Here is a 25,756-nt window from a genome sequence, read left to right as displayed (position 1 = left end):
TCGCCGCGATTTTCCTGGCCGTGAAAAGCGGCTAGGACCGGGGGGATGCAAAAGAACGCGAAGAAGAAGCCGCCCACCATCCGCGAGGTCGCCGCCCGCGCCGGCGTGTCGATGATGACCGCGTCGCGCGCGATCAACGGCAAGGCGCTGGTCAGCGCCAAGTCGCAACAGGCGGTCGAGCAGGCGGTCAGGGAGCTGGGCTATGTGCCCAATGCGTCGGCCCGCGCGCTGGTGGGCAGCGCCGACCGGCGGGTGGCATTGCTGCATAGCAATTCGACGACATCGGCCTATCTGGGCGAGCTGCTGCTCGGCGCGCTGGGCGAAGCGCCGCAGCGCCATCTGCATCTGGTGGTCGAGCAATGCGCGCCCGGTGCCTTTGCCCAGGAAATCGTCGACCAGGTGTCGAAGGCGCATGTCGCCGGCGTCATCCTGCCGCCGCCGCTGTGCGACTGGGCCGAGCTGGTCGAGGCGCTGCAGGCGCGTGACATCGCCGTGGTCGGCATCGCGCCCGACGGCGAGGTGCCCGGCATGCTGGCCGTGGGGACGGACGACCGGCACGCGGCCTATGACCTGACCCGGCACCTTGTCGACCTGGGCCATCAGCGGATCGGCTTCATCGAGGGCAACCCCCGCCACCGGGCCAGCGCCCGCCGGCTGCAGGGCTTTCGCGATTGCCTGGCCGACCGCGAGATCGCGCTGGACGAACGCTGGATCGTGCCGGGCGACTTTTCCTTCCGCGCCGGCCTGGATGCCGCAGAACGCTTGTTCGAACTCGACAATCCGCCCAGCGCCATCTTCGCCTGCAACGACGACATGGCCGCCGCCGTCATCACCGTCGCGCATCAGCGCAAGTTGAACGTGCCCGCCGACGTCACGGTGTGCGGGTTCGACGACACGCCGCTGGCCAGCGCGATCTGGCCGGCGCTGACCACCATCCGCCAGCCGATCCGCGACATGGCGCGCGAGGCGATCGGCCTGCTGGGCGCCCATTTCCGCAGCCAGGACGAAGGCGCCGACGGCGAAGCGCTGGGCCGGGTGAAGCTGGACTATCAGCTGATCCGGCGCCAGTCCGACGCGGTGCCGGCGCGGCATTAGAACAGCGCGAAAACTGACAGCGAAACTTACAGGAAGCCGACCTGTCTGAGCCAGGCTTCGCACAGGCGCGGCCAGAGCGAGACGGGCTGATCCGGCGTGTCGAGCGCGAAGCCATGGGGGGCGTCAGCGAAGATATGCAGTTCCGCGCGGCCGCCCGCATCCTGCCAGGCGCGATTAAGGCGATGGGCGTTTTCAACCGGCACCACCGGATCATTGCCGGCATAGACGATGAAGGCCGGCGGCGGGTCGGGCAGCAATTGCGCGTCGGGCTGAAGTGCGTCGTAGAGCGCCTGTTTTTCTTCCGGCGGCAAGGGCGGCTTGTCGGCGATGATGGTGCGGCCCTTGGCATTGGTGGAGATCGGCGCATAGCCGATGACCATGACATCGGGCCGCTGTGGCGCGACATCGCCCCAGATCGACGGATAGTGCGCGGCGAGGCAGGCGGCGAGATGGCCGCCCGAGGAGAGGCCGACGACGCCGATGCCATCGGGCGCCAGACCGGAGGCGCGGATCATCCGCATCGCGGCGAGCGCATCGTCGAGCGGCGCGGACGGGCCGGTGCCGGCATGGGGGAAGCGGTGGATGAGGACGAAGGCATGATAGCCGAGCGAGGTCAGCCATTGCGCGACCTGCACCCCTTCGCGTCCGGCCATCAGCGCGACATAGCCGCCGCCGCCCAGGATAAGCATGGCGCGGCCATTGGGCCTGTCGGGCACATAACCGAGCAGCACCGGGCGATCGACGGCGGTGACGACCGCCTGTTCGGGCGCGGCATTGGCGTCTTCCAGGGCGAAGGCGCCGCTTGGCGCATCGCGCAGCGGCCAGACCAGATCAGCAGCGAGCATCGGACACTCCCATCGGGCAGCCATGGGTCGGATAGGCTTCGCCATCCAGTTCGACCGCCTCGCGCACGACCTCCAGCCGATCGCCGGCGTCGCGCATCTCATAGAATTTGGCGAGCGCCCGCTTGAACGGGCGGTGGAGGACCAGCATCAGCTTGCCATCGAAGCTGTGGAACAGCATGCCATGGCCGCTGTCCTGCTCGACCAGGGGACCAAGCTGTTCCCACGGACCGGCGATCGTGCCGGATTTGGAGCGAGCCTGCGCCTGGACATAGCCGGTCTTGCCCCAGCTGGACCAGAGCATCAGCAGGGTGCCGGTTTTGGTGCGGAACAGTTCCGGTCCGTCGGTGACATAGCTGACATCGCCGGCCGGTTGCTTCTGGCCCACCGCCCAATCGGCATCGCTGGCCTTGAACAGCAGCTGCGGCGGGCCGGCAGCGGACAGATCGGGCTTGAGCGGCACGGCCTCCATCCGACCGTCGCCGGTCTGGATCCATTCATGGGCATAGACCATCCAGGGCTGGCCGGCCGGATCGACATAGAGGGTGCCGTCGAGCGTCATCAGCTTGGGCGTGGTGACGGGCTGGCCCTTGTTGATCAGCTGATAGGGGCCATCGACCCGGTCGGCCACCGCCAGCAAGGTGGCGCGGCGATAATTGGGGCGCTTGCCGCTGGCCGGGATCGCCGCCTTGTCATTGTGGAAGGTGGCAAAGAGATAATAGCGACCTTTCCAGCGATGCACCTCCGGCGCCCAGCCGCCGTCATTCGCCCAGCTGTCCTTCGGCAGGGCGAAGACCAGCCTGGGCCTGCGCCAATTGGCGAGGTCGCTGCTGGCATAGGCCATGATGCCGATGCGCGGATCGCCGGTGACGGCCGGGTCATTCTTCGAGAAGAGCCAATAGGTCGCGCTCGCCTGTTCCACCACGACGAAGGGGTCATGGATACGCAGATGCGAGGTCAGCAGTGGCGCATCGGCCGCCGCCACCGGGGCGGCGAGCGTCAGCAGCAGGACGGCGAGCCAGCGACGCATCAGCTCGCCAGCCTGTTGCCATAGCCGATGATGAGGGTGGCGAAGATCAGCAGGCCGACGCCGCTCCACACCATGCGGCGGACCGCCGGCGCGGCATCCTTCCACTCGCGGAAGGCAAAGCCCCAGCAGGTGCCGAAGATGATGATCGAGGCCATGTGCAGCGTCCAGCTGGAGAAGCCGAAGCGGCCCATCTGACTTTCGCCCATGGTGTAGAAGAAGAACTGGAAATACCAGGCCGTGCCCGCCACCGCGCAGAGCAGGAAATTGGGCAAGAGCTTCGGGCGCTGGCCACTGGCGTCGGGCGCGCCGGCCCACTGGCCCGCCGACTTGTTCTTGGCGATCAACCAGCCGCACCAGAGCGCGTTGGTGATGAGGCCACCGAACATCACGATGCACAGCGTCGGCAGGCCGGTCCATAGCGGCCCGGTCCCGGCCGCCGCGGACAGCGCCTTGATCGGTTCGCCCGCCGCCAGGCCAAAGGCGAAGCAGCTCGACATGATGCCGGAAAAGATGGCGACGGCGATGCCCTTCTTGAAATCGAACTCGGCGACGGCGGCGGCCTTCTGCTCGGCCGAAAGCGCCTCGTCCTTGCGGGCGCCGGCGCGGGCGACGACGACGATGCCGAGCACGGTGACGGCAAGGCCCAGCAGGACGATCTGGCCGTGCAGGGTGCCGGCAATCTGTGTCATGAAGGTGCCGTCGAAGATCGGCGGGATCAGCGTGCCGAAGACGGTGCAGAGGCCCAGCACCACCGCCATGCCGAGCGAGAGGCCGAGATAGCGCATGGTGAGGCCATAGGTGAGGCCGCCAAAGCCCCAGAGAAAGCCGAAGAAGATGCACCAGCCGACGACGGACGAGGGCACCTGGTGCATCACGCCCATCAGGTCGTTGGTCTGGACCGAAGCGAAGAACCAGGGCGCGATCACCCAGGAGAAGATGCCGCCGGTGAGCCAGAAAATCTCCCAGTTCCAGCGCTTCACGCCACGGAAGGGGACATAGAAGCTGGCCGAGGCAAAGCCGCCGAGCCAGTGGAAGAGGACGCCGAGCAGAGGATTGGGGGTCATAGGTCTAGTCCCAGGCGATAGAGGCGATTGGCGTTGCCGCCGAACAGGGCGCGGCGATCGGCTTCGGGGAAATCCGAGACGATGGTGTGATAGGCTTCCATGTAACGGTCGATCGGGCCGAACAGCTTGTCGGTCGGCGTGTCGCTGGCAAAGGCGCAGCGTGTCGTCCCGAACATGTCAATCGCCTCATGCACCAGCGGCGCGATGCCGGCCATCGTCCAGTCGCGGCGGATGAAGCCCATGCCCGACAGCTTGACCGCGACATGGGGCAGCGCGGCGAGCGCCTTCATGCCCCGGCGCCAGTCGTTGAGGCCATCCGGGTCGGTCAGCACCGGCATGCCCATATGGTTGATGATGACCGGGATGTCCGGGTGGCGCTCGATCAGCGGGACGAGGCCCGGCATCTGCCCGGGATAGCATTGCAGGTCGAAGGAGAGGCCATGCTTGGCGAGCAGGCCATAGCCCGCCTGCCATTGCGGATCGACGGTGAGGTCGACCGGGCCATAGGTGCGCTGGGGGTCGCTATGCCAGTTGACGATGTGGCGGATGCCCTTGACGCGGGGATGGGCGGCCTGGGCGGCCAGCAGCGCATCGACATCCGGATCGTTGAGGGCGGCGAAGGCGACGAAACCGGTGGGGAGGCCGTCGACGGCCGCGAGCGTGTCGAGCCACTGGGTCTCGCGCAGCGCGCTGTCCGCGGCGGCGCCGGCATCGACATGGACGGCGCCGACGACGTTCCAGCGGGCGAGGTCTTCGCGATAGTGTGCGACGCCATAGTCATGGGCGATCGGCTCGACGCTGCCATTGGGGCCATCGTCCGAAAAGGGCGGGCTCAGCCAGTCGTAGCGGATATGGTGGAGATCCCACAGATGGATATGGGCATCGACAAAGGGGATCATGCGTCCTCTCCCATGAACAGTTCAGCAGCCTCCTTTCCGTTCGGGCTGAGCGTAGCGAAGGCTTCGACTTCGCTCAGCCTGCCCTTCGACAGGCTCAGGGCGAACGGGGGAGAGACTGGCGTAAATCGCGGCGCGCCGGGCTCTTGGATGGCCGGTCGCGCCGCGTAGAGGCTTGGATCAGAAGGTGGTGCGGCCGCCCGAGGTGTCGAAGGTCGACGCCGTGGTGAAGCTGCATTCCTCGCTGGCCATGAAGCAGACCATGGCGGCCGATTCCTCGACCAGGCCAAGCCGGCCCATCGGGATCTTCGAGCGCATATAGTCGACCTGGCTCTGCGGCAGCTGCTCCAGGATCGGGCTTTCGAAGGTGGCCGGGGTCAGCGCATTGGCGATCACGCCCTTGCCCGCCAGTTCCTTGCCGATGCTCTTGGTGAGGCCGATGACGCCCGCCTTGCTGGCCGAATAGGCGCTGGCATTGGGATTGCCTTCCTTGCCTGCGACCGAGGCGAGGTTGACGATCCGGCCATAGCCGTTTTCGAGCATGAAGGGCACGACTTCACGGTTGCAGTAGAAGAGGCCGTTCAGGTTGATGTCGATCACCCGCTGCCAGCTGTCGACCGGATAGTCCCACACCGTGGCGGTCGCGCCGGTGATGCCGGCCGAGCAGACGAGGACGTCAATCTTGCCGAGCGCATCCGCGCTTGCCTTGGCGGCGGCGGCGACGGCGGCCTGATCGGAGACGTCGAGCGCAACCACATGGGTCGCGCCGACTTCATCCTTCGCGGCGGCGAGGGCGTCGGCGTTCAGATCCCACAGGACCACCTTGCCGCCTTCTTCGACGATGCGCTTGGCAACCAGCTTGCCCAGGCCCGAGGCGCCACCGGTGACGATGGCGCAGCGACCTTCATAGCGTCCGGAAAAGACGCTCATCCGAGCACCTCGTCACCCAGGTGGCGCCATTCGACGACATTCTGCTTCTGGCTGCCCAGCTTGGCGATGCCCAGTTCCATGACGTCGCCGGCCTTCAAATAGACGGCTTGCGGCTTCTTGCCCTCGCCCACGCCCGGAGGGGTGCCGGTGATCATCAGGTCACCGGGATAGAGGGTGATATATTCGCTGACATAGGAGATGAGCTGGGCGACGTTGAAGATCATCGTCCTGGTATTGCCGGTCTGCATCCGATCGCCATTGACGTCGAGATACATGTCGAGATCCTGCGGGTTGCCGATTTCGTCGGCGGTCACCAGCCAGGGGCCGACCGGGCAGAAGGTGTCATGGCCCTTGCCCTTGCTCCACTGGGTGCCGCGCTGCTTCTGGTTGAAGCGTTCCGACACGTCGTTGACGAGGACATAGCCGGCGACCTTCGACAGCGCGTCTTCTTCCGACACGAAGCGGCAGGTTTCGCCGATGACCACGCCCAGTTCGACTTCCCAGTCGCCATGGGTCGCGCCCTTGGGCAGCATCACTTCGTCATTGGGGCCGTTGAGCGACGACAGCGCCTTCATGAACATCATCGGCTCGGTCGGGATCGGCAGGTTGGATTCGATCGCATGGTCCTCATAGTTGAGGCCGATGGCGACGATCTTGCCAATGCCCTTGACCGGCACGCCATAGCGCGGGTCGCCATCGACGACGGGGAGCGATGCGATGTCGACGCCCTTGGCAGCGGCGAGGCTCTCGATCGTCAGGTCGGCGACGACGCCGGACAGGTCGCGAATCTTGCCTTCGGCATCGATCACGCCGGGCTTTTCCTGGCCACGCTGGCCGAAACGAACAAATTTCATGGGATCAGTCTTTCTCTGTTCAGGCGATCAGTGAGTATAGGGACGGTGCATCGCGATGTCGGGGTTCAGGTCGACGCCGAAGCCGGGCTTGTCGAGCGCGCTCACCTTCATGCGGCCATTTTCCGGCACCGGCTCGCCCAGCAATTGCGGGTGGAACATCGGCACCACTTCCGTCGGCCCCGGATGCATCATCAGGAACTCGGCGAAGGGCGAGTTGTGACGGGTGATGACGAAATGATAGCTGTAGACCGACGAGCCATGCGGCACGACCATCTTGCCATGGGCGTCGGCGAGCGCGCTGATCTTGAGCAGTTCGGTCACGCCGCCGCACCAGCCGACATCGGGCTGGATGATGTCGCAGCAATCCATTTCCATCAGCATGCGGAAGCCCCAGCGGGTCGCTTCATGCTCGCCGGTGGTGACCAGCATGCCCTTGGGCACGTTGCGCTTGAGTTGGCTGTAGCCCCAATAATCGTCCGGGCTGATCGCTTCCTCGATCCACTTGAGACCCAGCTCATGCGCGGCGATGGCGAGGCGGGTGGCATAGTCGACGTCGAGCGCCATCCAGCAGTCCCACATCAGCCAGAAATCATCGCCGACCTTGGACCGCATGTCGGCCAGCTCGGCGATATTCTTCTTCAGGCCCTCAATGCCTTCGGCCGGGCCGTGGTGCAGCGCCATCTTCCCGCCGATGAAGCCGAATTCCTTCGCCTTGTCGGGCCGGGCGCCGGTGGCGTAGAATTGCAGTTCGTCGCGCACCGCGCCGCCGAGCAGATGATAGACCGGTTCCTGGCGCAGCTTGCCGAGCAGATCCCAGAGCGCGAGGTCGACGCCGGAGATGGCGTTGATGACCAGGCCCTTGCGGCCATAATATTGGGTCGAGAAATACATCTGGTCCCAGATCTTCTCATAGTCGGTCGGCGACCGGCCTTCGAGGAAGCGGGCGAGATGCTTTTCGACGATATAGGCGGCAGGCTCGCCACCGGTCGTCACGGCGAAACCGATCGTGCCGTCCTCCGCCTCGATCTCCACGACGAGCGTACCGAGCACATTGATGCCGAAGCTCTGGCGCGACTGGCGATATTCGGGATATTTCGACATCGGCGTCGCGATGTGATCGTCGATCCAGTGGCCTTCGCCCTGGTCATGATAATCGGCACCGCCGCCGCGCACGGTGAAGGCGCGGACATGCTTGATCTTCGGCAACGTCACGATGGGCACGCTGAAACTCCCTTGGGCCAGACCCATCGCAAGGGGATGGGCAATAACACTTCCACCATATGGACAAAATGCGCACAACGTGGGGCAGTTGAGGGGAAGAATCGCGTCCGGCCTCTCCTACACCCTTGTTTTTCTCATTTTGTGGGATAGAGTGTTAGTAGATGAGACAAAATACGTCAAACCCGGAATCGGGTCCGCGAGAGGAAAAGTCGAAGACGCAGGGGTCGCAGACCCTTCAGCGCGGGCTGGACCTGCTCGACCAGGTGATCGACGGGCCGGTGAAGCTCGCCGATCTGTCCGAGCGCATGGGCCTGACGCGCTCCACCACCCATCGCCTCGCCAATGCGCTGGTCGAGCGCGGTTTCCTGACCTTCCTGCCGCGCGAGGGCTATCAGCTTGGCCCCAAGCTGCTGCAGCTCGGCTTTCTGGCGCAGAGCCAGGCCGACGTGGTGCAGATCGCCCGCCCCCATCTGGAAGCGCTGGCCGCCGCGAGCGAGGATGTGGTGCATCTGGGCCGGCTGGACGGCGACCAGGCGCTGTATCTGGACAAGATACCCGGCCGCCGCCGGGTCGAGATTTCGAGCCGGATCGGCGATCGCCATCCGCTGACCTCGACGGGCCTGGGCAAGGCGCTGATGCTGGACGATCCGGAGGCGGGCTGGACCCGGCTGCTGGAAAGCGAGCGCGAGAACGGCACCCATGATGCCGACCCGGCCCAGTGGCTGGAGCGGATGCGCGGCTATGTCGCGGCCGGGCGCGCGTTCGACCTGGAAGAGAATGAGGACCAGATTCGCTGCGTCGCCGCGCCGATCCGCGATGCGTCGGGCGCGATCGTCGCCGCCATCAGCCTGTCCAGCGCCGCCCAATATATGGACGATGAGCGCATGGCATCGCTGAGCGACGAGGTCCGCGCCGCCGCGCAGAAGGTCAGCGCCGATCTGGGCTGGACCCCCGGCGTCAAATCCCCCCGCCGCCCGCTGCGGCGCTAATCCAAGGAAATGCTCGCATGAAGCTGCTTGAAGGCAAGACCGTCCTCGTCACCGGCGCATCGACCGGCATCGGCCGGGCGGCCGCCATCGGCGCCGCCCAGCATGGCGCCGACGTCGTCATCAACTACGCCCATAGCGATGGCCCGGCCGCCAGTTGCGTCGCCGAGATCGAGGCGCTGGGCCAGCGCGCGATCGCGGTGAAGGGCGATGTCGCCGATCCGCAGACCGCGCAGGACTTCGTCGCCAAGGCGGTCGAGGCGTTCGGCAAGGTCGACGTGATGGTCAGCAATGCCGGCATCTGCCCGTTCCACGGCTTCCTCGACATGCCGGTCGACGTGGTGGAGCGCACCTTCAAGGTCAATCTGCACGGTGCCTATTTCATGGTGCAGGCGGCCGCGCAGCAGATGGTGAAACAGGGCCATGGCGGGTCGATCGTCGCCGTTTCCTCCATCTCCGCGCTGGTCGGCGGCGAGTTCCAGACGCACTACACCCCGACCAAGGCCGGCGTGCATTCGCTGATGCAGTCCACAGCCATTGCGCTGGGCAAATATGGCATTCGCTGCAACAGCGTGCTGCCCGGCACCATCCTGACCGAGATCAACAAGGATGACCTGGCCGATGTCGAGAAGCGCGAATATATGGAAAAGCGCACGCCGCTCGGCCGCCTGGGCGCGCCCGAAGACCTGGCCGGGCCGATCGTCTTCCTGGCGTCGGACATGGCCGCCTATGTCACCGGCGCGGCGCTGCTGGTCGACGGCGGCATGTATGTGAACCTGCAATAAGATACCCTGCCCGCTTCGCCGACCGACCGGGGAAGCGGGCTGACAATCCGGGACGCCGCATCATGAAGATTGCCCCCCTTGCCGCCGCCCTCGCCCTGCTGGCCACGCCCTTGCCGGCGCTGGCGACGCAGCCGGGCGACACGATCCTGATCGCCAGCGATTCGACCGCGGCCAATTACAAGAAGGGCAATTATCCCCAGACCGGCTGGGGCATGATGCTGGGCTGCGGCCTGTCGCCCGAGGTGCGGGTGTCCAACCATGCGATGGGCGGGCGGTCGACCCGCACCTTCATCGAGGAAGGGCGCTGGACGAAACTGATGAGCGAGCTGATGCCCGGCGACACGGTGCTGATCCAGTTCGGCCATAATGACGCCTATCGCGCCAAGCCGCAGCGCTGGGCGCCGGCGCAGACCGACTATCGCAACAATCTGCTGCGCTTCATCTGGGACGTGCGCGGCGCGGGCGGCACGCCGGTGCTGGTGACGCCGGTGACGCGGCGCAGCTTTGGCGCCGATGGCAAGGCGAAGGCCGACTTCGCCGAATATTCCGCGGTGATGCGCGAGCTGGCGGCGAGCGCGCATGTGCCGATCATCGATCTGGAGGCGCTGTCGCGTGCCTGGGTCGACCGGGCCGGGCCGGACAAGGCGAAGACCTATTTCCTCCATTACAAGGCGGAGGACAAGATGCCCGGCTTCCCCAAGGGGATCGACGACGATACCCATTTCAGCGAACTGGGCGCGCGCAATGTCGCCGATCTGGTCGCCGGTGGCCTCAAGGCGCTGAACCTGCCGATTTCGGCCAAGGTGCTAGCGAGCCGGCCGGCACTCAGCCGGACCACGCCGCTGGGAAGGACCGAATGCCAATGACCATGCTTGACCGTCGCGGCCTGTTGACCGGCGCCGCCGTTGCCGCCGCCCTGGCGCCGATGGGCGAGGCGCTGGCGCAGAGCTTTCCGCTGCCCCAGGGCTTCGTCCGCTTTCCGATCTGGCCGGGCAAGGCGCCGGGCAGCGAGCATGTGACGGTCAAGGAAGTGGAAACGCTGCGCCGGCCCGACAGCGGGCCGGACGATGGCGTGTTCGCCCATATCGTCACCCCGACCCTGACCCTGTTGCGCCCTGCCAAGCCCAATGGTGCGGCAATCATGCTGATCCCCGGCGGCGGCTATAGCCGGGTGGCGATCGGCCATGAGGGCTATTCGATCGCGCGCCGCTTTGCCGAGGCGGGCTATGTCTGCTTCGTGCTGCTCTATCGCCTGCCCGCCGATGGCTGGGCGGCGGGGGCCGAGGCGCCGCTGCAGGATGCGCAGCGCGCGCTGCGGCTGGTGCGCAGCATGGCTGCGAAGGAGAAGTTCGACGCCAACCGGGTCGGCGTGATCGGCTTTTCCGCCGGGGGGCATCTGGCCGCCTGGCTGACTAGCCGGGCGCCGGTGGAAAGCTACAAGCCGGTCGATGCCGCCGATCGCGAGCCGATCAAGGCCGCCGTCGCCGCTTACATGTATCCGGTGATCCAGATGGAGGGGCCGTTCGTCCACAAGGGGTCGCGCACGCAGTTGCTGGGCGAGAATCCGTCGCCCGAGCGGATGCGCGCCTATTCGCTGGACCAGGATGTGAGCGCGCAGACGCCGCCGATATTCCTGGCCCATGCGATCGACGATCCGGCGGTGCCGGTCGACAACAGCATCGCCATGCTGGCGGCGCTGCGGGCACAGAAGATCCCGGCCGAATGCCATTTGTTCGAAAACGGTGGCCATGGCTTCGGCATCACCGCTCAGGCCCAGTCGGCGGCGCCCTGGCCCGACCTGTTCCTGGCCTTTGCCAAGAGGCATGGCGTGTGACCCAGCGCAAGGTTGCCCTGTTCGTCACCTGCCTGGTCGACATGATGCGCCCGCGCATCGGCTTTGCCGCGATCCGCGCGCTGGAGGCGGCGGGTTGCGACGTGGTCGTGCCCGAGGGCCAGACCTGTTGCGGCCAGCCCGCGCTCAACAGCGGCGATACCGAGCATGCGATCGCGTTGGCGAAACAGACCATCGTCGCGCTGGAACCCTATGAAGCGGTGGTGGTGCCGTCGGGATCGTGCGGCGGCACGATCCGTTGCCATTATCCCGAATTGTTCGAGCATGACCCCGCATGGCTGCCACGCGCGCAGGCGGTGGCGGCCAAGACATGGGAGATCATGGCCTATCTGGACGAGCAATGCGGGTGGAAACCCGAGGGCGTGCAGGTCACGGCCAAGGCGACCTATCATGACAGTTGCTCGGGCCTGCGCGAGCTGGGCGTCAAGGCGCAGCCGCGCCGGTTGCTGAAACCCATCGCCGGGCTGGAGCTGACGCCGCTGGCGGGCGAGGAAACCTGTTGCGGCTTTGGCGGCACCTTCTGCGTCAAATATCCCGCCATTTCCAACGCGATCGTCGGCGAGAAGGCGGACGCGATCGAGGCGACCGGCGCCGACCTGCTGCTGGCCGGCGACCTGGGCTGCCTGATGAACATGGCGGGCAAGCTCAATAGGCAGGGCAGCAAGGTCCGCGCTTTCCACGCGATCGAGCTGATCGCCGGCATGGGCGATGGCCCGGCGATCGGGGAAGAGGCATGAGCGGCGCACCGGCCGAGGCGGCCAGCTTCAAGGCGCGCGCCGACGCTGCGCTGGCCGACCGCATCCTGAAGGTTGCGGTCGAGCGGACGGCGGGCACGGCCGAGGCCAAGCGCGCGGTCGCGGTCGACGCCTTTCCCGATTTCCAGGCAGCGCGCACCCGTGCTGCGGCGATCAAGGACCATGTCGTCGCTCATCTGGGTCCTTATCTGGAGCAGTTCGAGGCGAACGCCATCGCCGCCGGAGCGAAAGTCCATTGGGCACGCACCGCCGACGAGGCCTGCGACATCGTCATCGCCCTGTGCAAGGCGGCGAAGGCCAAGAGCGTCGCCCGCTCCAAGTCGATGCTGGGTGAGGAAATCGGCCTGCCCCATGCGCTGGCCGAGGCCGGGATCGGCCGGGTCGAGACCGACCTTGCCGAACATATCATCCAGCTGGCCGACGAGCGGCCCTCGCACATCATCTGGCCGGCGATGCACAAGACCCGCGAGCAGGTGTCCGCCCTGTTCAAGGCCAAGCATCGCACGCCGCATGAGGAAGAGACGATCGCCGCCATGGCGGAAAGCGCGCGGCGCGAGCTGCGCACGCAGATGCTGGGCGCGGATGTCGGCATTTCCGGCGCCAATTTCCTGATCGCCGACACCGGCGCGATCTGTACCGTCACCAATGAGGGCAATGCCGAGCTGTCGCTTGTTCCCCCGCGCGTCCATATCGTGACGGCCGGGATCGAGAAGATCGTGCCGAGCATGCCCCATGCCGTGCACATGCTGCGGATGCTGGCGCGGTCGGCGACCGGCGCGGCGCTGACCCAGTACACGACCTTCTATACCGGCCCCAAGCGCCCCGGCGACCGGGACGGGCCGGAAGAAATGCATATCGTGCTGGTCGACAATGGCCGCACCCGGATGCGCGAGGAAGGGCTGGCCGAAATGCTGCGCTGCATCCGCTGTGGCGCCTGCATGAACCATTGCGTCGTGTTCCGGCAGATTGGCGGCCATGCCTATGGCGGCACCTATCCGGGACCGATGGGCGCGGTGCTGACCCCGGTGCTGGACGGGCTGAAGCAGAGCCGCGATCTGCCCAATGCCTGCACCATGAACGGCAAGTGCCAGGAAGTGTGCCCGGTGCGCATCCCGCTGCCGACACTGCTGCGTGGCTGGCGCGAGAAGAGCTGGCGCGAGGGGCTGGAGCCGCAATCCTTGCGCGCGGGATTGGGCATATGGGCCTGGGTCGCGACCCGGCCGCGCCTCTATCGGTTGGGCACCGGCATGGCGGTGCGGGCGATGCGGCTGCTGGGCAGCAAGGGCTGGATCCGTTCACTGCCGCTGGCCGGCGGCTGGACCCGCTATCGCGACATGCCCAAGCCCGCGGCGCAGACCTTCATGGACCAATATCGCAAGGAAAACGGCCGATGAATGCGCGCGAGGCCATCCTAAGTCGTCTGAAAGATGACAGCGAAGTTGACATAGCGGCGGAGGCTGCGGCGCTGCTCGGCACGCCGGAGCGGCCGGCGGTCGATGTCGCCCATGTCGAGGCGGAGTTTCTGGCGCGGCTGGCCCTGCCCAGCGTCAGCGCCAGCCATGACGTTATCGAAACGATCATGGATTTACCCGCTGCCGTCGCGCGCTATCTGGACGCGCAGGGCGAGGCGCGCGCGCTGTGCCTGCCGCCCGACCCGCGCCTGTCGGGCTGCGACTGGAGCGGCTTTGCCCTGCATCAGGATGCCGCGCCCGACGAAGCGGCAGCGCTGGCGATCGCGCGCAAGGGGATTGCCGAGACCGGGTCGCTGATATTCGAGACCAGCCCGCAGGCGCCGATGCTGCCCAATTTCCTGACGCTGCACCATCTGGTGCTGCTGCGCGTGGCGGACATCGCCCCCTGGCTGGAGGAGGCGCCGCTGGCCGGGCCGCAGCCGCGCGCCCATTATTGGATCACCGGCGTGTCGGGTACGACCGATATCGAGGGCACTTATGTGCGCGGCGCCCATGGCCCCCGCTTCCTGCATGTCATCCTGCTGCGCGGCGATTTTCCTCATATGTCGGAACAATAGTCCACATTCCGGGAAAACAGGCTTACATTCGCCGCCTGCGCCGTTATAAGCTTGCCAAAATTTGGATGGAGATTTCCGATGTTCGACAAGACCTATTATGCGACCCACCCCGACATGATGGAGTGCGTGTCGAACGAGGAGCTGCGGGATCGCTATCTGATCGGCGGGCTGTTCCGTGACGGCGAATGCGTGCTGAACTATACCCATGCCGAGCGTTTCGTGATCGGCGGCGTGGCGGTGGCCGATGCCCCGGTGAAGCTGCCGGCGCAGACCGAGCCGGCCTCGGCAGCGGGCCATCCCTTCCTGGAGCGGCGCGAACTGGCGATCGTCAATGTTTCGGGCGTCGAAGGCACCGTGACCGTCGACGGCGAGGTCTTCACGCTCGGCAACAAGGATTGCCTCTATGTGACGATGGGCGCCAAGGATGTTGAGTTTGCCGGTGCCGGCGCGCGCTATTATCTCGCCTCCTGCCCGGCGCACAAGGCGTTCACGACCCGCAAGCTCGGCATCGCCGACGCCAATGCGCTGGAGCGCGGCAGCCTGGAGGAATCGAACGAGCGCACCATCTTCCAGCTCGTCATCCCCGGCATCTGCGACAGCGCGCAGCTGGTGATGGGCCTCACGGTCCTGAAGCCCGGTTCGGTGTGGAACACCATGCCCCCGCACATCCATGAGCGCCGCAGCGAGATTTATTTCTATTTCGAGCTGGATGGCGATGCCGACCGCGTCTTCCACTATATGGGCGAAGGCGATGCGATGCGTCACATCGTCATGGCCAACGAGGAAGCGGTGATCTCGCCGCCCTGGTCGATCCATATGGGCTCGGGCACCAAGGCCTATGCCTTCATCTGGGCGATGGCCGGCGAGAACCAGGACTATACCGACATGAACGTGCTGGACATCTGCCAGCTGGCCTGACGGTTTTTCGCCCCTTCCGCTCTGGCGGGAGGGGCCAGGGAGTCCTGACATGAGCACTATCTTCGATCTTGGTGGCAAGGTCGCCATCGTCACCGGCGCCAATACCGGCATCGGCCAGGCGATCGCGCTGTCGTTGGCGGCGGCCGGCGCCGACATTGCGGCGGTCGGCCGCACCCCGGCGGAGGACACCGTCGCAAAGGTCCGGGCGCTCGGCCGCAAGGCGGAGATCGTCTCGGCTGACCTGTCGAGCATCGAGCCGGTGCAGCGCGTCGTCGACGAGACGATCGCGAAGCTGGGCGGGCTCGACATCCTCATCAACAATGCCGGCATCATCCGCCGCGCCGACAGCGTCGACTTCACCGAGGAAGACTGGGACGCGGTGATCGACACCAATTTGAAGTCCACCTTCTTCCTGGCGCAGGCGGCCGGGCGGCACATGCTGGCACAGGGTTCAGGCAAGATCGTCAACATCGCCTCGCTCCTGTCGTTCCAGGGCGGCATCCGGGTGCCGAGCTATACCGCGTCGAAGAGCGGCGTCGCCGGCCTTACCAAGCTGCTGGCGAACGAATGGGCGGCCAGGGGCGTCAACGTCAACGCGATCGCGCCGGGCTATATCGCGACCAACAACACCGCCGCGCTGCAGGCCGACGAGACCCGCAACCGCCAGATCCAGGAGCGCATCCCGGCCGGCCGCTGGGGCGACCCGAGCGACATTGGCGGCGCCGCCGTGTTCCTCGCCTCGCCGGCGGCCAACTATATCCATGGCCATGTCCTGGCCGTCGATGGCGGCTGGCTGGCCCGCTGATATCCCGTCCTGCGCCCGTTCCTGATGGGCGGGCGCAGGACAACCCTGACCAAAGAGGAGGGCTCAGCCTCCCGTTTCACTACAGGAGGACGGATGCCCGATATCGACCGGCGCACGGCGCTCACTGCCACGGGCCTTGCCGGCCTGGGCCTCGCCCTTCCCGCTGATGCGCTGGCCCAGACGGCCAACAGCCTGGACGCGCGCAAGCCGGGCCTGCCGCTCAAATCCGGGCATCTCCACATGGGCACCGGCGCCGGGCCGCAGGGGCGGATCGGCATCACCAATCTCTATCTGACCCGCGACGACCGGCCCTGGCTGCCGGTGATGGGCGAATTTCACTTCACCCGCTTCCCGAGCGAATATTGGGAAGAGGAATTGCTGAAGATGAAGGCGGCCGGCGTCGGCATCGTCGCCTCATACGTGCTGTGGAACCATGTCGAGCTGGCGCCCGGCACGCTCGACTGGACCGGCGACCGCGATATCGGGCGCTTCGTGCGGCTCTGCCAGAAACATGGCCTGCTTTTCTTCCTGCGGCCCGGCCCCTGGGGCCATGCCGAGGCGCGATTTGGCGGCATTCCCGACTGGATCGCCGGCAGCACCCGCACGCGCAGCAACGACCCCGCCTATATGGCGCAGGTCGAGCGTTTCTGGCGCGGGCTGCACGATCAGCTGGGCGGGCTGATGTGGAAGGATGGCGGGCCGATCATCGGCATGCAGGTCGAGAATGAATATAATCTGGGCGGCCCCGGACAAGGCCGGGAGCATATCGCGGCGCTGAAGGCGCTGGCGCTGCGGATCGGCTTCGACGTGCCGCTCTATACCGTGACCGGATGGGACCAGACCGTCTATCCCAAGGGCGAGGTCGTGCCGGTGCATGGCGGCTATCCCGACGAACCCTGGTCGGCGAAGACGGTGAAACTGCCGCCCAAGGAAAATTACCTGTTCCGCTTCGACAGCCGGGTGAGCGGCGACCTGGGCGCGCAGACGCGCGGCGGGCGGCGCGGCGACGCCGACAGCGACATGGAAGATACGCCCTTCCTGGGCGCGGAATATGGCGGCGGCGTGCCGGTCATGTATCGGCGGCGGCCATTGCTGCAACCGGCCGACGTGGCGGCGGCGGTGACGACGCAGGTCGGGTCGGGCGTCAATCTGCTGGGCTATTATATGTTCCATGGCGGCGCCAACCCGATGGCGAACGGGCGCATGCTGGAGGAAACGCAGCGGTCCGGCGGCTATAATGACTGCCCGGCGATCGCCTATGACTTCCAGGCGCCGATCGGCCAATATGGCGAGGTCAATCCGGTGAGCGCGGCGTTGCGCCCGCTCCATTATTTCCTGGCCGCATATGGCGAGACGCTGGCACCGATGACGGTGCATGCGCCGGCCGTGCTGCCGGCCGACAAGGATGACCTCAAGACGCTGCGCTGGGCGGTACGGGCGAAGGGCGACACCGGCTTCCTGTTCGTCAACAATCATGTCCGCCAATATGGCACGGCGGCGCATCCCGGCACGCAGTTCAATGTGACATTGGCCGGCGGCGCGGTCCGCCTGCCGAGCCGGCCGGTGACGATCGCGCCGGGCGACAATTTCTTCTGGCCGATCGGCATGGATCTGGACGGGGTGCGGCTCGACTGGGCGACGGCGCAGCCGGTGACGCGCATCGCCGACAGCGACGGGCCGATCCATGTGATGGCGGCCTGCCTGCCCGGCCCCGTGGAGCTGGCCTTCCCGGCGGGAACGAAGGTTGATGCACCGGCGCGCAGCGAAGGTGGACGGGTGATCGTCCAGGTGCCGCCATCCGCGACGCGGCCGGTGCGGGTGACCGGCGCAGACGGGCGATCGGTGCGACTGCTGCTGATCGAGCGGGACGCGGCAAAGCGTATCTGGGTCGGCGAGATCGGTGGCGAGCGGCGCGTGGTGCTGAGCGCGGCGGATGTGCTGTTCGGGCCGAACGGGCTGGAACTGCGCCAGCGCGGCGAGGCGCGGTTTGCCTGGCAGATATTGCCCGGCAAGGCGGCGATGATGACGGCGAAAGCGACAGGCCTCGCGCCCCTGCCCTTCAGCCAAACGCGCGAGGCCGGCACGGCGCCGCCGATCGAGATTGGCGGGCCGGCCAAGGCGGCGATGCAGCCCCTGCCCGAGGCGCACAAGGCGGCGGCGGCCTTTAGCTTCACCATCCCCAAGGATGTTCTGGCCGAGGGTGGCGACGCCTTTCTGGAGATTGACTGGCGCGGCGATATCGGCCGGCTGTTCGATGGCCCCGACATGCTGGACGATGCCTATTGGGACGGGCGGGTCTGGCGGATCGGCCTCAAGCGCTTTGCCGCGCGGCTGGGGCGGCCCTGGACGCTGACGGTGATGCCGCTGCGCGCCGATGCGCCGATCTATCTGGACGATGCGGCGCGGGCGAAGCTGCCGCCGGGGGAACAGGTGGCAACGCTGGAGGTGCTGCGCATCGTTCCGGAATATCGCCTGGAGGTGAAGGCATGACCCGTTTCACGCGTCGGGGCACATTCGGCCTTGCCACCCTGCCCCTGCTGGCGCGGCCGGCATTGGCAGCGGTGGGGAAGAATGGCGCACGGCCCGGCCCCTATCTGATCGGCGCCGATGTGAGCTGGGTGCCCGAGGATGAGGCGGCCGGTGCGCGCTATTTCGTGGGCGACGTGCAGAAGGACCCGATCCTGATCCTGCGCGATGCCGGGTTCAACGCGATCCGGCTGCGCATCTTCGTCGACCCGGCCAAGGGCTATTCCAGGCGGGAACCGGACAAGGGCTGGGCCGGCCTGGCCCAGACGGTGAAGCTGGGCAAGCGGGTGCGCGACACTGGCATGGGGCTGGTGCTGAGTTTCCATTATAGCGACACCTGGGCCGATCCCGAGCATCAGGGCGTGCCGGCGGCCTGGGCCGGTTATGACCTGCCGGCGCTGGCCAAGGCGGTCGAGGCGCATACCCATGACACGCTGGTGGCGATGCGGGCGGGCGGCGCGCCGGTCGACATGGCGGTGATCGGCAATGAGACGACCTTCGGCATGTTGTGGCCCTATGGCCGGGTGAAACTGTCGACGTCGACCGGCAATCCGGTGACCGACGCCAATCATGCCAGGGTCGGCGAGGTTGGCGGGTTCGACGGCTTTGCCGCGCTGCTGCGCGCGGGGATTGCCGGTGCGCGCCGGGCCGAGCCGGACGTCGCGATCCAGGTGCATAATCATCTGGGCCGGCACTGGCCGATCGTGCGCGAATGGACCGATGCGCTGATCGCGCGACAGGTGGATTTCGATGTGGTCGGCTTTTCCTGCTACCAGCAGCGGGCGCAGGGCGACTGGGCCACGACCTTCAGCGAATATGTGAAGCGCTATCCCGACAAGGGGCTGCTGGTCGCCGAATATTCGAGCCGCAAACGCTATATCAACGATCTGGTCCACGCCCTGCCCGGCAAGCATGGCTGGGGCACGTTCATCTGGGAGCCGATCCGGCACCAGGAAGCGATTTTCGACCAGGATGGGCATAATGCCGGCGAAGGCGCGAAGCCCGACCTGATCAGCCAGGGGCTGAATGGCGCGGAGGCGCCGGGCGGGCTGGCGTCGCAGCAGGCAGCTGCCCCCAAGCCCGAACCGACCGGGCCGATGGGCCATGGCGGCGACTATGTCGCCAACAAGCTGCTCGACCTCTACCCGCAAATGGCCAAGGATTATCGCTGATGAGACGGCGCGATTTCACATTGGGGCTGGGCGCGCTGGCGTTGGCGGGGTGCGCGACCCGATCGGCGGCGCGCGCCGATGATCTGCTGGTCTTCGCCTATTTCACCACCGGCAAGGGCGAGGCCGATGGCCTCAAACTGGCGGTAAGCGAGGATGGCTTTGCCTTTCGCACGCTGGCGGGCGGGCGCAGCCTGCTGGTGCCGCAGGTGGGCGAGAAGAAGCTGATGCGCGACCCGTATCTGTTCGCGGACAAGGGCGTCTATCATCTGCTGTGGACCACCGCCTGGGAGGGGGTGACGATCGGCCATGCGACCAGCCGCGATCTGGTCCACTGGTCGCCGCAGCGCGCCATCCCGGTGATGAAGGACGTGCCGGGCACCCGCAATTGCTGGGCGCCCGAGGCGGTGCGCGATCCGGCCACGGGGCGGCACATCCTGTTCTGGTCGAGCACGGTGGAGGGGCGCTTCACCGAGACGGCGGGCACGTCGGAGTCGGGCTATAATCATCGGCTCTGGTCGGTCAGCACGAGCGATTTCGAGACGTTCAGCGCGCCCGCGCCGCTCTATGATCCCGGCTTCAGCGTGATCGACGGGACGTTCGCGCAGGCGCCAGGCGGCGGCCTATACCTGATCGTCAAGGACGAGACGGTGCAGCCGCCGCACAAATGGCTGCAGGTGGCCAAGGCAGACAGCCCGACCGGGCCGTTCGGACCGCTGTCGCCGCCCTTCTCCCCCGGCTGGGTCGAAGGGCCGATGAGCGCGCAGGTCGGCGATGCGCTGCTCTGCTATTATGACGTCTACAAGGAGGGGCGCTGGGGGGCGGCAATGACGCGCGATATGGTCAGCTGGACCGACGTCAGCGCGCGCCTGACCATGCCGGCCGGCGCGCGCCACGGATCATTGCTGCGCGTTCCCCGCGCCCTGGTCGCCGGCATCGCCTGAGGTCCAGCCGCCGCCCAGCGCCAGGAAGATGGCGATCTGGTCCTGCACCAGCTGGACGCGGGCGGCCGCGGCCGAGGATTCGGCGCTGGCGAGGCTGCGCTGGGTATCGAGCAGGTCGAGGAAATCGCTGCGGCCGAAGCGGAACAGCTTGTTCGCCTGCCCCGCCGAAACATTGGCACTGTCGCGCGCGCGATCGAGCGCGGCGGCCTTTTCCGCGTCGCGGCGATAGGTTTCGAGCGCAGTTTCGGTCTGGCGCAGCGCTTCCAGCACGCTGCCGTCGAAGCTGGCGAGATCGGCCTGCACCTGGGCATCGGCCTGGGCGATGCGGGCGCGGACCACCGGGCGGTTGGGGAAGGTCCAACTGATGAGCGGGCCGAGGCTGAAGCCGAAGGCGGAGCCGGAGCCGAAATCCTTGAGCGGGCCGGACAGACCGACCGAGCCGCCGATGCTGACCTGCGGATAGAGATCGGCCATGGCGACGCCCAGGGTTGCCGTGTCGGAAGCGATCGTCCGTTCGGCCTGACGAATGTCCGGGCGGCGGCGGATCAATGCCATGCCGTCGCCCACCGGCAGCGGCGCACCGAGCGACGGCAGGGTGGCGCAGCCTTCCACATCCTTGGGATAATCGGCCGGTGGACGGCCGAGCAGGGTGGCGAGCAGATAGAGGCCGCTCTGGCGCTGCGCCTCATAGACCGGCAGCGTCGCCTCGCTCTGGTCCACCGCCGCCTGGGCGCGGCTGACGTCGAAGGCGGTGCCGCGACCGCCCTTGAACAGGCGCTGGGTGGCGTTGAGCGTATCGCGCTGGAGCGAGACCACCCGGCGATTGACGCCGAGCGCATAATTGGCGGCGCAGACCTGGGCATAGGCCTTGGCCGTGGCGGCAGCGACGCTGACGCGGACATAGTCGCGCGCGGCGGTCACCGCCTCGACATCGGCGCTGCTCGATTCGATCGCGCGGCGGATTCGGCCATTGAGGTCGAGCGGATAGGCGGCGCTGAGGCCGAAATCATAGCTGACCGAGCCGGGCAGATGCTGGGTCACGCCCGAGGGCCGTGCCAGCGTTTCGCCGCCGCTGATCGTGGTGCTGATCTGGCGCCCTGCCTCCGTCTCGCGTAGCACGGCCTCCGCCGCGGTGAGATTGGCATTGGCGACGCGCAGGTCGGTATTGGCGGTCAGCGCCTCGGCAATCAGCGCGTCGAGCCGGGGATCATTATAGAGTTTCCACCAATGGTCGGGCAGCGCCGCATTGCTGAAGCCCGCACCCTGCGCCGACTGGAAGGCGCCCTGCGCGGCCGGCGCGGTCGCGGCCGAATGTTCGGGCGGATGATAATCCGGCCCGGCGGTGGCACAGGCGCTGAGCGCCAGGGCCATCAAGGATGCAGCAAGGCCCTTACGCATGGCGGCAGCTTCCCGGCTTGGCATCCTTCTTCGCCGGTTCGACCGTGACCGTGGCGGTGCGGCCGGAGATCAGCGTGATATTGGCCGGGACATTGGTGAGCTTCACCCGGACCGGGATGCGCTGGGCGAGGCGAACCCACGAGAAGGTCGGCTCGACCGTGGGCAGGAGATTGCCGGAATCGCTGCGGGTCGAATCATTGATGCCATAGGCGATGCTTTCGACCTTGCCGTGCAGATCCTGCCGCTCGCCCATCAGGCGGACGGTGACGGGCGCGCCGATGCAGACCAAAGGCAGCTTGGTTTCCTCGAAATAGCCCTCCACCCGCAGGCTGTCGCTGTCGATCAGCGCCATCGCCTGGGTGCCGGCGCCCAGATAATCGCCGGGGTGAAGATCGAGATTGGTGACCACGCCGTTGACGGAGGCACGGACCTGGGTGCGCTTGAGGTTCAAGGCAGCCGCGTCGCGCGAACTCCGCGCCTCGGCCAGCGCGGCCTGCGCCGTGGCGACGCGGGCGAGATTCTGCTCATGGCTTTCCTTGGCGACGAGATCGCCCAGCGCCAGATCGCGGGTCGCCTCCCGCCGGGCCTGGCCGAGCGTCGCCTGGGCGCTGGCGATCTGCGCCTCCGCCTGTTCCAGCGCCAGCGCATAGCGCGGCGTGTCGATGACGAAGAGCAGGTCGCCCGCCTTCACCTGCTGGTTGTCGCGCACCGCGACCGAGGTGACGAGGCCGCCGATATCGGGCGTCACGCGCACCACATCGGCGCGCACGCGGCCATCGCGGGTCCAGGGGCTGCGCTCATAATGGTTCCACATCCAGACCGCGACGATGACGGCAAGGATGACGATGATGATGGTGGCGGCGCTGCGAATCAGCGTCCCGGTCAGGCGGTTCATAGGCGGATTCCCAGCATCGGAACGAGAATGGACAGGCCCCCGAGCATCAGCACGAACAGGCTGAGGTCGACGAGTGCCCGATAGGCAAGAAAGCGGTAGAGGCCGAACGCCGCGATCAGGCGGGTGAGGCCATAGGTGAGGATCAGCGCGGCCAGCGCCAGCGCCAGCAGCGTGGGGAAGAAGACCCCGTCGATGGACAATTCGCCGGTCATGCGGGAACTCCGGTCAGGGGGGGCATGCGATAGCCGGCACTGTCGGCAAAGAGATTACGCCGCAGGCTGACCAGCGCCAAGATCGCATCGCGGCGGACCGAAGGTGCGGGATTGGCGGCAAGGTCGCCGATGGCGTTGTCGATATCGTCGAGCAGGGCGGGGTCGGCCGAAGCGGGCGCATCGGGATCAAGCTTGCGATAATGATCGGCCACGCCGCCCAGCACCCGGCCGAGCGGGGCGCCTTCGTCATAGGGAAGATCGACGCGCAGCTGGCGCAATTCGCCGATGGCGACGCCGGTGCGCAGGTCGCGCAGCGCATCATAGAGTGGCTTGCCGCTGTCCGAGCGGATCGCGGCGAGGCGCGGCGCAAGCAGGGCGATGCGGTCGAGCATCCGGTTGATCCAGCCGCGCACGTCGGGCTGGGTCATGAGCGTGGCGCGGGTCGCGATATCGGCCCAGCCGGCGCGCACGGTGCGGCGCACGGCACGCTCCACCCCGGCCGATTGCAGCAAGCCAGCCATGATGATCGCGAACCAGATACCGACCAACTGCGCCACCGAGCCATTGGCGTAGGAGGCAAAGGCACTGACATAAGAGCTGGAGAGCAGAACCGGGCTGCCGAGGCCAAGCAAAGTCGGCAGCGCAATGCCCATCCAGCGCGGCGATGCCATCATCGCGCCCAGGATCAGCAGCGGCGGCGCATAGGCCATGGCGAGCATGGCGAAACCGTCGAGCCGGGGCATGATGGCATAGCCATAGACCGCGCCCAGCAGCGTGGCGATGATCGTGCCGATCATGAAGCCCTTGAGCGGGGCCAGCGGATTGTCGACGGCCGAGAAGAGGGCGAGGAAGACACCGGCGAGCATCACCGCGCTGCCGCCATCATGCCAGCCGCTGCCGATCCAGAGGGCACAGCCGATGAAGATCGTCATGAAGGCGGCGAAGGCGCCACGCGCGGCCCCGGCATAGTCGCGATGCAGTTCGCGATTGCGGCGCCCTTCCAGCAGTTCGCCGACGCGCGGCGTGACCGGGCTGCGGCTGTGGGTCAACATCTGGTCGAACAGGTCGCGGCAGTCGCGATGGACGGCGATCAGCGTGCCGAGCCGCGAATAGAGGCTGAGCCGCATCATGCCGGCCCAGTCCATATGGCTATCGGCCGCCGGCTCCAGCGCGGCGCAGCGTTCGATCAGCGCCTGCGCGCCGGCGGCGCGGGTGGCGCTGTCGATGCCGGGATGATCGAGCCAGTCGCGCGCATCGGCGATCAGTTGTTCGACCTGCGCAGGGACGATGCCGCCATTGGCCTGTTTCAGCATCGCCAGCCGATCCTCCACCGCGGCGCCGAGCGGCAGCAGCAGCGAGAGCTGGTCCTGCATCGCGCGCACGGTGCGGACGCGCGGCGCGAGACGGCTGATGTCGAAGGGCAGATGGATTGACATCTGATGCAGTTCAGTGACGTCCTGCGCCAGGCGACGGCGTTCGGCATCAAGGCCGGGCACCGGATCGGTCGCGATCGCATCACGCGACCAGCGTTCGGCATCACGCAGCATGGCTTCGACGCGGGCGAAGAGGTTGCCGGTGATCGAGCCGGGCAGGACGACGCCATGGACGATGCTGCCGCAGGCGATGCCGATCCAGATTTCCTGCACGCGCAGGGTGGCGACGGTGAAGATGGTCTGTGGCGTATCGACGTCCGGAAAGACGATCAGGCAGGCGCTGTAGCCGGCCAGCACGAACATGTAGGAACGCGGCGTGCGATCGAGCAGAGAGACGAAGACGCAGAGCGCCAGCCAGGCGGCCATGGCAAGGGTCAGCAATTCGGGCGAATTGACCAAAGGCGGGACGATCGCGACCGAGAAGGCTGCGCCGACGATGGTACCGATGGCGCGAAACACCGCCTTGGAAATCACCGCACCGGCCAGCGGCTGGGCCACGATATAGGCGGTGAGGAAGGCCCAATAGGGCCGCTCCAGCCCGATGCTGAGGGCCAGGTAGAGCGCCAGCATCGCTGCGGCGAAACATTTGACGGAGAACAGCGCGGCGGGAACGCCAAAGCGCTCACTATAGGCTGACAAAGCGGCCCTGTTCATGACTGGCCCCGGCGCTCCCCGATACGGCGTCGCAGCAGGTCTAACAGATTGACGGCGGTCTCGATATCCGCATCCGGCACACCATCGAGCAGGTCGTTGCGCATGTCCTGCAGCCGGGTTTCGATCCGGCCGACCAGGTCGCGACCGGATGTGGTCAGGGTGATGATATTGGAGCGACGATCGTCGGGATGGGGACAGCGTTCGACCAGTGCCGACAGCTGGAGCTGGTCGAGAGTGCGGACCAGCGACGGCTGGGTGATGCCCAGTTCCTCGGCCAGCTCAATCTGGCGGACGTCGGGACCAAGGCGATCCAGATAGAGCAAGCACCAGCCGGCGGAATTGGACACGCCGAATTCGGCCAGGGCCGAATCGGCGAGCTGGCGCCAGAGGCGCGCCACCTGCGGCATGTTGTGCGCCAGTGCGCGTTTGAGGTCGGTCCGATTCACCGATTGTTAGATAGCTA

The 25,756-nt window shown here is 66.8% G+C and carries 25 protein-coding genes; 13 read left to right on the top strand and 12 right to left on the bottom strand.

The window, feature by feature from the left end:
* Nucleotides 1–45: 45 nt before the first annotated feature.
* A complete protein-coding gene (locus PMI04_RS01105) occupies nucleotides 46–1,095 on the top strand; it encodes a LacI family DNA-binding transcriptional regulator (RefSeq protein ID WP_007708743.1) in 1,050 nt (349 codons plus the stop codon).
* Nucleotides 1,096–1,121: 26 nt separating this feature from the next.
* On the opposite strand, the gene PMI04_RS01100 is transcribed toward PMI04_RS01105, so the two are convergent.
* From PMI04_RS01100 to rhmD, 7 genes are all read right to left on the bottom strand, one after another.
* Nucleotides 1,122–1,940 carry an alpha/beta hydrolase gene (locus PMI04_RS01100; RefSeq protein WP_007708745.1) on the bottom strand — a complete coding sequence of 273 codons (819 nt, stop codon included), beginning with the start codon at nucleotides 1,938–1,940 and terminating at the stop codon, nucleotides 1,122–1,124.
* Nucleotides 1,927–2,967, bottom strand: coding sequence for a glycoside hydrolase family 43 protein (locus tag PMI04_RS01095; protein ID WP_007708748.1), 1,041 nt, complete (start codon nucleotides 2,965–2,967; stop codon nucleotides 1,927–1,929). The genes PMI04_RS01100 and PMI04_RS01095 overlap by 14 nt, the downstream gene beginning before the upstream one ends.
* Nucleotides 2,967–4,031: an L-rhamnose/proton symporter RhaT gene (gene rhaT / locus PMI04_RS01090; protein ID WP_007708750.1), complete on the bottom strand. Its 1,065-nt coding sequence runs from the start codon at nucleotides 4,029–4,031 to the stop codon at nucleotides 2,967–2,969. Before rhaT ends, PMI04_RS01095 begins: the two co-directional genes overlap by 1 nt.
* On the bottom strand, nucleotides 4,028–4,930 hold the full coding sequence (locus tag PMI04_RS01085; protein WP_007708752.1) for an amidohydrolase family protein: 903 nt from the start codon (nucleotides 4,928–4,930) through the stop codon (nucleotides 4,028–4,030). The genes rhaT and PMI04_RS01085 overlap by 4 nt, the downstream gene beginning before the upstream one ends.
* Before the next feature lie 177 nt (nucleotides 4,931–5,107).
* On the bottom strand, nucleotides 5,108–5,857 hold the full coding sequence (locus PMI04_RS01080; protein WP_004209347.1) for an SDR family NAD(P)-dependent oxidoreductase: 750 nt from the start codon (nucleotides 5,855–5,857) through the stop codon (nucleotides 5,108–5,110).
* A complete protein-coding gene (locus tag PMI04_RS01075; RefSeq protein WP_007708755.1) occupies nucleotides 5,854–6,711 on the bottom strand; it encodes a fumarylacetoacetate hydrolase family protein in 858 nt (285 codons plus the stop codon). The genes PMI04_RS01080 and PMI04_RS01075 overlap by 4 nt, the downstream gene beginning before the upstream one ends.
* A 27-nt stretch (nucleotides 6,712–6,738) precedes the next feature.
* Complete coding sequence (gene rhmD, locus PMI04_RS01070; RefSeq protein WP_007708765.1) at nucleotides 6,739–7,959, bottom strand: L-rhamnonate dehydratase; 1,221 nt, start codon at nucleotides 7,957–7,959, stop codon at nucleotides 6,739–6,741.
* A 134-nt stretch (nucleotides 7,960–8,093) separates the two neighbouring features.
* On the opposite strand from rhmD, the gene PMI04_RS01065 reads away from it, so the two are divergent.
* The 12 genes from PMI04_RS01065 to PMI04_RS01010 all read left to right on the top strand — a co-directional run bounded on the left by PMI04_RS01065 (nucleotide 8,094) and on the right by PMI04_RS01010 (nucleotide 20,701).
* Nucleotides 8,094–8,921, top strand: a complete 828-nt coding sequence (locus PMI04_RS01065; protein WP_007708767.1) for an IclR family transcriptional regulator — start codon at nucleotides 8,094–8,096, stop codon at nucleotides 8,919–8,921.
* Between the two features lie 17 nt (nucleotides 8,922–8,938).
* Nucleotides 8,939–9,703 carry an SDR family NAD(P)-dependent oxidoreductase gene (locus PMI04_RS01060; protein WP_004209342.1) on the top strand — a complete coding sequence of 255 codons (765 nt, stop codon included), beginning with the start codon at nucleotides 8,939–8,941 and terminating at the stop codon, nucleotides 9,701–9,703.
* A gap of 62 nt (nucleotides 9,704–9,765) precedes the next feature.
* Nucleotides 9,766–10,569, top strand: a complete 804-nt coding sequence (locus PMI04_RS01055; protein ID WP_007708874.1) for a rhamnogalacturonan acetylesterase — start codon at nucleotides 9,766–9,768, stop codon at nucleotides 10,567–10,569.
* Complete coding sequence (locus PMI04_RS01050) at nucleotides 10,566–11,537, top strand: alpha/beta hydrolase (RefSeq protein ID WP_007708876.1); 972 nt, start codon at nucleotides 10,566–10,568, stop codon at nucleotides 11,535–11,537. Before PMI04_RS01055 ends, PMI04_RS01050 begins: the two co-directional genes overlap by 4 nt.
* Entirely contained in the window at nucleotides 11,534–12,292 is a 759-nt protein-coding gene (locus tag PMI04_RS01045; RefSeq protein ID WP_007708884.1) for a (Fe-S)-binding protein, read from the top strand. Before PMI04_RS01050 ends, PMI04_RS01045 begins: the two co-directional genes overlap by 4 nt.
* Nucleotides 12,289–13,704 (top strand): lactate utilization protein B, encoded by a 1,416-nt coding sequence (locus PMI04_RS01040; RefSeq protein WP_007708886.1) that lies wholly within the window; start codon nucleotides 12,289–12,291, stop codon nucleotides 13,702–13,704. Before PMI04_RS01045 ends, PMI04_RS01040 begins: the two co-directional genes overlap by 4 nt.
* Nucleotides 13,701–14,339 (top strand): LUD domain-containing protein, encoded by a 639-nt coding sequence (locus PMI04_RS01035; RefSeq protein ID WP_007708888.1) that lies wholly within the window; start codon nucleotides 13,701–13,703, stop codon nucleotides 14,337–14,339. The genes PMI04_RS01040 and PMI04_RS01035 overlap by 4 nt, the downstream gene beginning before the upstream one ends.
* A gap of 78 nt (nucleotides 14,340–14,417) precedes the next feature.
* Entirely contained in the window at nucleotides 14,418–15,257 is an 840-nt protein-coding gene (kduI, locus tag PMI04_RS01030; protein WP_007709280.1) for a 5-dehydro-4-deoxy-D-glucuronate isomerase, read from the top strand.
* Nucleotides 15,258–15,306: 49 nt separating this feature from the next.
* Nucleotides 15,307–16,062 (top strand): 2-dehydro-3-deoxy-D-gluconate 5-dehydrogenase KduD, encoded by a 756-nt coding sequence (gene kduD, locus PMI04_RS01025; protein WP_283184835.1) that lies wholly within the window; start codon nucleotides 15,307–15,309, stop codon nucleotides 16,060–16,062.
* Nucleotides 16,063–16,155: 93 nt separating this feature from the next.
* Nucleotides 16,156–18,552 (top strand): beta-galactosidase, encoded by a 2,397-nt coding sequence (locus tag PMI04_RS01020; protein ID WP_007715546.1) that lies wholly within the window; start codon nucleotides 16,156–16,158, stop codon nucleotides 18,550–18,552.
* A complete protein-coding gene (locus PMI04_RS01015) occupies nucleotides 18,549–19,760 on the top strand; it encodes a glycosyl hydrolase 53 family protein (RefSeq protein WP_007715545.1) in 1,212 nt (403 codons plus the stop codon). Before PMI04_RS01020 ends, PMI04_RS01015 begins: the two co-directional genes overlap by 4 nt.
* The gene (locus PMI04_RS01010) at nucleotides 19,760–20,701 is read left to right on the top strand and encodes a glycoside hydrolase family 43 protein (RefSeq protein WP_007715544.1); all 942 of its coding nucleotides are present in this window, start codon (nucleotides 19,760–19,762) and stop codon (nucleotides 20,699–20,701) included. The genes PMI04_RS01015 and PMI04_RS01010 overlap by 1 nt, the downstream gene beginning before the upstream one ends.
* Here the strand turns inward: PMI04_RS01010 and PMI04_RS01005 are convergent.
* Genes PMI04_RS01005 through PMI04_RS00985 form a run of 5 tightly spaced genes read right to left on the bottom strand, consistent with a single transcriptional unit; the run spans nucleotide 20,657 to nucleotide 25,739 of the window.
* Nucleotides 20,657–22,099: an efflux transporter outer membrane subunit gene (locus tag PMI04_RS01005; RefSeq protein WP_007715543.1), complete on the bottom strand. Its 1,443-nt coding sequence runs from the start codon at nucleotides 22,097–22,099 to the stop codon at nucleotides 20,657–20,659. The two genes, PMI04_RS01010 and PMI04_RS01005, sit on opposite strands and share 45 nt — an antisense overlap.
* Nucleotides 22,092–22,994: an efflux RND transporter periplasmic adaptor subunit gene (locus PMI04_RS01000; RefSeq protein ID WP_007715542.1), complete on the bottom strand. Its 903-nt coding sequence runs from the start codon at nucleotides 22,992–22,994 to the stop codon at nucleotides 22,092–22,094. The genes PMI04_RS01005 and PMI04_RS01000 overlap by 8 nt, the downstream gene beginning before the upstream one ends.
* The gene (locus PMI04_RS00995; protein WP_007715541.1) at nucleotides 22,991–23,206 is read right to left on the bottom strand and encodes a DUF1656 domain-containing protein; all 216 of its coding nucleotides are present in this window, start codon (nucleotides 23,204–23,206) and stop codon (nucleotides 22,991–22,993) included. The genes PMI04_RS01000 and PMI04_RS00995 overlap by 4 nt, the downstream gene beginning before the upstream one ends.
* The gene (locus PMI04_RS00990; protein WP_007715538.1) at nucleotides 23,203–25,293 is read right to left on the bottom strand and encodes an FUSC family protein; all 2,091 of its coding nucleotides are present in this window, start codon (nucleotides 25,291–25,293) and stop codon (nucleotides 23,203–23,205) included. The genes PMI04_RS00995 and PMI04_RS00990 overlap by 4 nt, the downstream gene beginning before the upstream one ends.
* Nucleotides 25,290–25,739 carry a MarR family transcriptional regulator gene (locus PMI04_RS00985; RefSeq protein ID WP_007715537.1) on the bottom strand — a complete coding sequence of 150 codons (450 nt, stop codon included), beginning with the start codon at nucleotides 25,737–25,739 and terminating at the stop codon, nucleotides 25,290–25,292. Before PMI04_RS00985 ends, PMI04_RS00990 begins: the two co-directional genes overlap by 4 nt.
* Between the last annotated feature and the right edge of the window lie 17 nt (nucleotides 25,740–25,756).

The organism is Sphingobium sp. AP49 (assembly GCF_000281715.2).
In the GTDB taxonomy this organism is placed as follows: domain Bacteria; phylum Pseudomonadota; class Alphaproteobacteria; order Sphingomonadales; family Sphingomonadaceae; genus Sphingobium.
Note: the sequence above shows the minus strand (reverse complement) of the source record. Positions and strands in the feature narration are given on the sequence as shown.

Excerpts from the sequence above, each read along its gene's own strand:
- PMI04_RS01010 (WP_007715544.1), top strand. The coding sequence starts at position 19,760 with ATGAGACGGCGCGATTTCACATTGGGGCTGGGCGCGCTGGCGTTGGCG.
- PMI04_RS01095 (WP_007708748.1), bottom strand. The coding sequence starts at position 2,967 with ATGCGTCGCTGGCTCGCCGTCCTGCTGCTGACGCTCGCCGCCCCGGTG.
- kduI (WP_007709280.1), top strand. The coding sequence starts at position 14,418 with ATGTTCGACAAGACCTATTATGCGACCCACCCCGACATGATGGAGTGC.
- rhmD (WP_007708765.1), bottom strand. The coding sequence starts at position 7,959 with ATGGGTCTGGCCCAAGGGAGTTTCAGCGTGCCCATCGTGACGTTGCCG.
- PMI04_RS01105 (WP_007708743.1), top strand. The coding sequence starts at position 46 with ATGCAAAAGAACGCGAAGAAGAAGCCGCCCACCATCCGCGAGGTCGCC.
- PMI04_RS01055 (WP_007708874.1), top strand. The coding sequence starts at position 9,766 with ATGAAGATTGCCCCCCTTGCCGCCGCCCTCGCCCTGCTGGCCACGCCC.
- PMI04_RS01005 (WP_007715543.1), bottom strand. The coding sequence starts at position 22,099 with ATGCGTAAGGGCCTTGCTGCATCCTTGATGGCCCTGGCGCTCAGCGCC.
- PMI04_RS01040 (WP_007708886.1), top strand. The coding sequence starts at position 12,289 with ATGAGCGGCGCACCGGCCGAGGCGGCCAGCTTCAAGGCGCGCGCCGAC.
- PMI04_RS00995 (WP_007715541.1), bottom strand. The coding sequence starts at position 23,206 with ATGACCGGCGAATTGTCCATCGACGGGGTCTTCTTCCCCACGCTGCTG.
- PMI04_RS01015 (WP_007715545.1), top strand. The coding sequence starts at position 18,549 with ATGACCCGTTTCACGCGTCGGGGCACATTCGGCCTTGCCACCCTGCCC.
- PMI04_RS01100 (WP_007708745.1), bottom strand. The coding sequence starts at position 1,940 with ATGCTCGCTGCTGATCTGGTCTGGCCGCTGCGCGATGCGCCAAGCGGC.
- PMI04_RS01020 (WP_007715546.1), top strand. The coding sequence starts at position 16,156 with ATGCCCGATATCGACCGGCGCACGGCGCTCACTGCCACGGGCCTTGCC.
- PMI04_RS00990 (WP_007715538.1), bottom strand. The coding sequence starts at position 25,293 with ATGAACAGGGCCGCTTTGTCAGCCTATAGTGAGCGCTTTGGCGTTCCC.
- rhaT (WP_007708750.1), bottom strand. The coding sequence starts at position 4,031 with ATGACCCCCAATCCTCTGCTCGGCGTCCTCTTCCACTGGCTCGGCGGC.
- kduD (WP_283184835.1), top strand. The coding sequence starts at position 15,307 with ATGAGCACTATCTTCGATCTTGGTGGCAAGGTCGCCATCGTCACCGGC.
- PMI04_RS01050 (WP_007708876.1), top strand. The coding sequence starts at position 10,566 with ATGACCATGCTTGACCGTCGCGGCCTGTTGACCGGCGCCGCCGTTGCC.
- PMI04_RS01085 (WP_007708752.1), bottom strand. The coding sequence starts at position 4,930 with ATGATCCCCTTTGTCGATGCCCATATCCATCTGTGGGATCTCCACCAT.
- PMI04_RS01035 (WP_007708888.1), top strand. The coding sequence starts at position 13,701 with ATGAATGCGCGCGAGGCCATCCTAAGTCGTCTGAAAGATGACAGCGAA.
- PMI04_RS01065 (WP_007708767.1), top strand. The coding sequence starts at position 8,094 with ATGAGACAAAATACGTCAAACCCGGAATCGGGTCCGCGAGAGGAAAAG.
- PMI04_RS01060 (WP_004209342.1), top strand. The coding sequence starts at position 8,939 with ATGAAGCTGCTTGAAGGCAAGACCGTCCTCGTCACCGGCGCATCGACC.
- PMI04_RS01080 (WP_004209347.1), bottom strand. The coding sequence starts at position 5,857 with ATGAGCGTCTTTTCCGGACGCTATGAAGGTCGCTGCGCCATCGTCACC.
- PMI04_RS01000 (WP_007715542.1), bottom strand. The coding sequence starts at position 22,994 with ATGAACCGCCTGACCGGGACGCTGATTCGCAGCGCCGCCACCATCATC.
- PMI04_RS01075 (WP_007708755.1), bottom strand. The coding sequence starts at position 6,711 with ATGAAATTTGTTCGTTTCGGCCAGCGTGGCCAGGAAAAGCCCGGCGTG.